Source organism: Microbacterium sp., assembly GCF_030149085.1.
In the GTDB taxonomy this organism is placed as follows: Bacteria; Actinomycetota; Actinomycetes; order Actinomycetales; family Microbacteriaceae; genus Microbacterium.
This window is the reverse complement of record NZ_JASBSF010000395.1, coordinates 1-4,508: the sequence shown is the minus strand read 5'-3', so window position 1 is coordinate 4,508 and position 4,508 is coordinate 1. Positions and strand designations below refer to the sequence as shown.

Here is a 4,508-nt window from a genome sequence, read left to right as displayed (position 1 = left end):
GTTGAGGCGTCCGAGCAGACCGTCATTCAGAAGGTTGTGGACTACGGATCGCAAGGGCGCGTCTTCGGCTTCGCCGCCGCGTTCGAATCGGCGGCGGCGCCCGTCACGGCGTTCCTCATCGCACCGATCGCCGAGTTCTGGATCATCCCGTACATGGAGTCGCCAAGCGGTCAGCAGACGTGGGGATGGCTCCTCGGCGACGGAGAGGCGCGGGGCATCGCGCTCGTTTTCGTCTTCGCCGGGCTTGCCATGGTCGTGATCGCCCTCCTCGCGTTCACGACGCGGTCGTACCGCCTCATCACCGAGCAGTATCGGGCCGCGCCCGATGCTGCGACCTCAGAGGCTGAGGAGCCCGAGCCTGAGGTCGCGGGACCGACGCCGTCGCCGTAGGCGGTCAGGCCCGAGCACATACATCTCGAGATGGACGCGGCCGAGGGGCCCGTTCCGTAGCGTGGGAGAGGTGAAGCGCCCCGGACTCTTTCGCGAACTCCTTCCCTACCAGGTGGCGACGGATGTCACCGTCGCGGGAGTCTTCGGGCTGCTCTGCATTCCGCTGGAGCTGACGGTCGGCGGCTGGGCAGCCGAGTCGGCGTTCGCGACAGTGGTTATGTGTGTCCTCTTCGCGGCGGCCCTCGCGCTGCGTCGGCTCTCGCCGCTTCTCGCGCTCGGTACGGCGTGGATCGCGGCGATCGTGCAGATGCTCCTGCTGCGTCCGCCATCCTTCGTGGATGTAGCGATCTTCGCGGTGCTCTACGCGACGGCGGCCTACGGGACTGTGCTGGTGTATTGGCTCGGGTTCTCGTCGGCGATCGTCGGAGCGGCAGTGATCACCGCGTACCTCTTCGGCACGCAACTGCTGAGTGTGTCCTCGTGGAGCGTTCTGCCCTTGGCAGCCGCTGTCTTGGTTGCGGCCGGGTTCGCACTGCTTCTGGCCTGGACCGTGGGAGCTCTCGTCCGAACGTCGTTGCGTGCCCGGCGCACGCAGCGCGAGCGCGAGCGCGCGGAACGGGAACGCGTCGAGGAGCAGGAGCGCGGCCGGATCGCCCGGGACATGCACGACGTCGTCGGTCATTCGCTCGCCGTCATCATCGCCCAGGCTGACGGGGCTCGGTACGCCGCCGATGCCGATCCGCAGGCGGCCAAGGATGCCCTCACGACAATCTCGACAACGGCACGCAGTGCACTCTCGGACGTTCGGCTGCTGCTCACGCAGATGCGCCACAGCGAAGGTGTGGCACCCCAGCCGATGCTGAACGATCTGGAGAGTCTGTACGCCCAGGTGCGAGCTGCAGGGCTCGCGGTTCGCGTGGATGTCGAGCCGATGCCTCCCGCAACCGTGCCCGCGGCTGTGCAGCTGGCGATCTACCGTGTGCTGCAGGAGGCTCTCACCAACGCCATCCGCCACGGCAACGGAGATGTCGAGGTGACGATGCGCTGGCTCCCGGACCGCCTGCACCTGTGGGCGTCGAATCCGGTCGATCGGCCGGTCGGTATGCCAGAGCCGGATGCGCTTCGCCCGATCGAGTCGGCCGAAGTGCGCCACGGTATCGTCGGCATGCGCGAGCGTGCGCGGCTGGTCGGTGGGGCAGTGGAGGCCGGGATGGTCGGGGAGATGTGGGTCGTGCGTGCGACCTTCCCTTTCGCTGTGGAACCGGAGCGTCGAGAGTCGGCGGCACGATGACCGACCAGAGCAGTGCGGGTCGCGCCGTCATCCGCGTCGCTCTCGTGGATGATCAGGCGCTCTTTCGGGCCGGCATCCGCATGGTGATCGCCTCACAACCCGACATGGCAGTCGTCGGCGAGGCGGGAGACGGCCAGACGGCCCTGTCGATGGTGCGAGACACACGGCCGGATGTCGTGCTCATGGACATCCGGATGCCGGTCATGGACGGTCTCGAGGCGACGGCGCATCTGCTGCAGGACCCTGACGCGCCGCGCATCGTCATGCTGACGACCTTCGATCTGGATGAGGCGGCGGCTCGAGCGATCCGTGGCGGCGCGAGCGGCTTTCTGCTCAAGGATGCCGAGCCCGAGTTCGTCCTCGCCGCGATCCGCAGTGTCCACGCCGGTTCGGCGGTGATCGCGGCGGCGGCTACCGCACAGCTGTTCGCGCACTTCCGCGATGAGCAGACCCGACCCACGCCGCGGGCGTTCGGCGAGCTGACCGACAGGGAGCGCGAGATCTTCGCCCTTGCCGCCCGGGGGCTGTCTAACGCCGAGATCGCCACCCGCGAGTACCTCTCGGAGGCGACGGTGAAGACGCACATCAGTCGCGTCCTGGGCAAGCTCGGGCTGCGCGATCGCGTTCAACTGGTTGTCTTCGCCTACGAGCACGGGCTCGTCTGACCGTTCACACCTCGTGCGAGACGGATGCCGCGGAATCATCCTTCCGACGGATGACGGCGCGACTTCGGGCTGACGCGGGGGTCGGGGCCTGATTCCTAGCGTCGGAGACATGAAGATCACCACGACGCAGATGGGCTTGGCGGCCCGCGTAGAGAACCTCGACAAAACCTACGGCACCGGAAGCGGAACGGTCAGGGCGCTCGATGACGTCACTGTCGGCATCCGTCGCGGGGAGTTCACCGCGATCATGGGCCCCTCCGGTTCGGGCAAGTCGACCCTCATGCACATCATGGCCGGGCTCGATGCGCCGACCGCCGGACGGGTCTGGATCGGCGACACCGACATCACCGATCTCGGCGACCTTGAGCTCACAATCTTGCGTCGTCGCCGCGTCGGCTTCGTGTTCCAGTCCTTCAACCTCGTGCCGACTCTCGACGCCCTGGGGAACATCCTGTTGCCGTTCGACCTCGATGGCCGTGCGCCGAGCGTGCTTGAGAAGGCCCGCATCGACGGGCTCATCGACACGCTCGGGCTTCGATCGCGCTTGAGTCACCGGCCGCACGAACTCTCGGGTGGTCAGCAGCAACGCGTCGCCATCGCGCGAGCCCTGGCCACCGCGCCGGATCTCCTCTTCGCTGATGAGCCGACGGGTAACCTCGATTCGCGCTCGGGCCGTGAGGTGCTGGCGCTGCTGGCTGAGGCAAGCCGCACGCGCAGGCAGTCGATTGCCATGGTCACGCATGACCCCGTTGCTGCCAGCCACGCCGACCGCGTCCTGTTCCTCGGTGACGGGCGCCTCGTCGCCGACAAGCCCGCGCAGACCGCCGAGCAGATCTCGGCTCACATGCTCGCAGCTGACGCGGGCGACGCCCTCGTGCAGACGCGACGTGCGGAGGTCGGCGCATGAGCACCGTCACGGCATCCGTCGATCAGGCGCCGCTGCGCATGCCGCGCGCCGGCACGAGCTTCGCGTGGCTCCGTGAGCGCGGGATGGGGGCGAGCATCCTGGTCGCTGCAATCTCGACGGTGTTCGGGGTCGTGCTGATCGCCACCACCGACTTTCTGGCGGCGATGCTGCGCGCGGACCCCTACATCGGTGACAGTGGAACCCTCGCCTTCATCCTCGGATTCCTGACGCTGCTACTCGTCGCGCTCGCGGTCTATGTGGCCGGCATCGTCACGGCCAACACGTTCGCGACCGTCGTTGCCGGACGATCGCGCCAGATCGCCCTGCTGCGTCTGATCGGCGCGTCGGCGAGGTCGCAGCGAGCACGCGTGGCCTCCCAGGGGCTGATCGTCGGCGTGCTCGGCGCGGTGATCGGTACGGTACTCGGCATCGTCGTCTCTGCCGCGGGAGCGCAGATCGCGATAGTCCGACTCGGGTTGGATGCCGTCCCCGTGGCGCCGGTCACACTGTCGATGCTGCTGCCCGCCGTGATCGTGGCGCTCACCACGTGGCTCGCGGCGTGGATCGGTTCCCGGCGAGTTCTCACCGTCACCCCGCTGCAGGCAGTGTCGGGCTCGGTTCCCCTCGCCACCGATGAGGTCGTCGCCCGAAGGGGGAGACATGCTGTCGCCGGCATCCTGTTCGCCCTCGGGGCGGCCGCGCTTGCCGCGGGAATCCTGCTGGGACTCGTCTCACCGCTCGGTGTCGTGGTCGCCTTCGTCGGTGGAGCCCTCTCGTTCACCGGCATCACGATGGCAGCCCCGCTGGTCATGCCTCCGGCGCTGCGCCTGGTCGGCCGGGCGTTCGGTCGCTCCGCTCCTGCGCGGCTCGCGGTGCAGAACGCCTATCGGAATCCCGAACGCTCAGCTCGGACATCGATCGGCATCGTCATCGGCGTGACTCTCGTGACGATGTTCGCGGTGGCGATCGAGTCGGTGAAGGCGGTGCTCACGGCCAACGGGGGGGGCGTGCTCGACCCGGAGCTTGCGAGCATCATGGACACGGTCGCGGCGGTCATGATGGGGCTCGTTGCGATCTCGGCAGTGATCGCGGGAGTCGGGCTCGTGAACCTCCTGACCCTCGGGATCATCCAACGCACCCGGGAGCTGGGGCTCCTGCGCGCCCTCGGCGTTTCCATCGCGCAGATCCGCCGCATGGTGCTGCTGGAGGCAGTGCACGTAACGGTGACCGCGACTGTCCTGGGAGTTCTGCTCGG

General features: G+C 68.0%; 4 protein-coding genes and 1 pseudogene. All 5 read left to right on the top strand.

The annotated features are described in order from the left end of the window. A pseudogene (locus Q1V87_RS15640) lies at positions 1 to 390 on the top strand (MFS transporter); the annotation flags it as partial. Positions 391 to 460: 70 nt separating this feature from the next. Beyond that, positions 461 to 1,681, top strand: coding sequence for a histidine kinase (locus Q1V87_RS15635; RefSeq protein ID WP_300594967.1), 1,221 nt, complete (start codon positions 461 to 463; stop codon positions 1,679 to 1,681). Continuing rightward, entirely contained in the window at positions 1,678 to 2,346 is a 669-nt protein-coding gene (locus tag Q1V87_RS15630) for a response regulator transcription factor (protein WP_300594964.1), read from the top strand. Before Q1V87_RS15635 ends, Q1V87_RS15630 begins: the two co-directional genes overlap by 4 nt. A 109-nt stretch (positions 2,347 to 2,455) precedes the next feature. After that, the gene (locus Q1V87_RS15625; RefSeq protein ID WP_300594961.1) at positions 2,456 to 3,253 is read left to right on the top strand and encodes an ABC transporter ATP-binding protein; all 798 of its coding nucleotides are present in this window, start codon (positions 2,456 to 2,458) and stop codon (positions 3,251 to 3,253) included. Beyond that, the coding region (locus Q1V87_RS15620) for an FtsX-like permease family protein (protein ID WP_300594958.1) at positions 3,250 to 4,508 on the top strand (1,259 nt) is incomplete at its 3' end. The genes Q1V87_RS15625 and Q1V87_RS15620, both read left to right, overlap by 4 nt.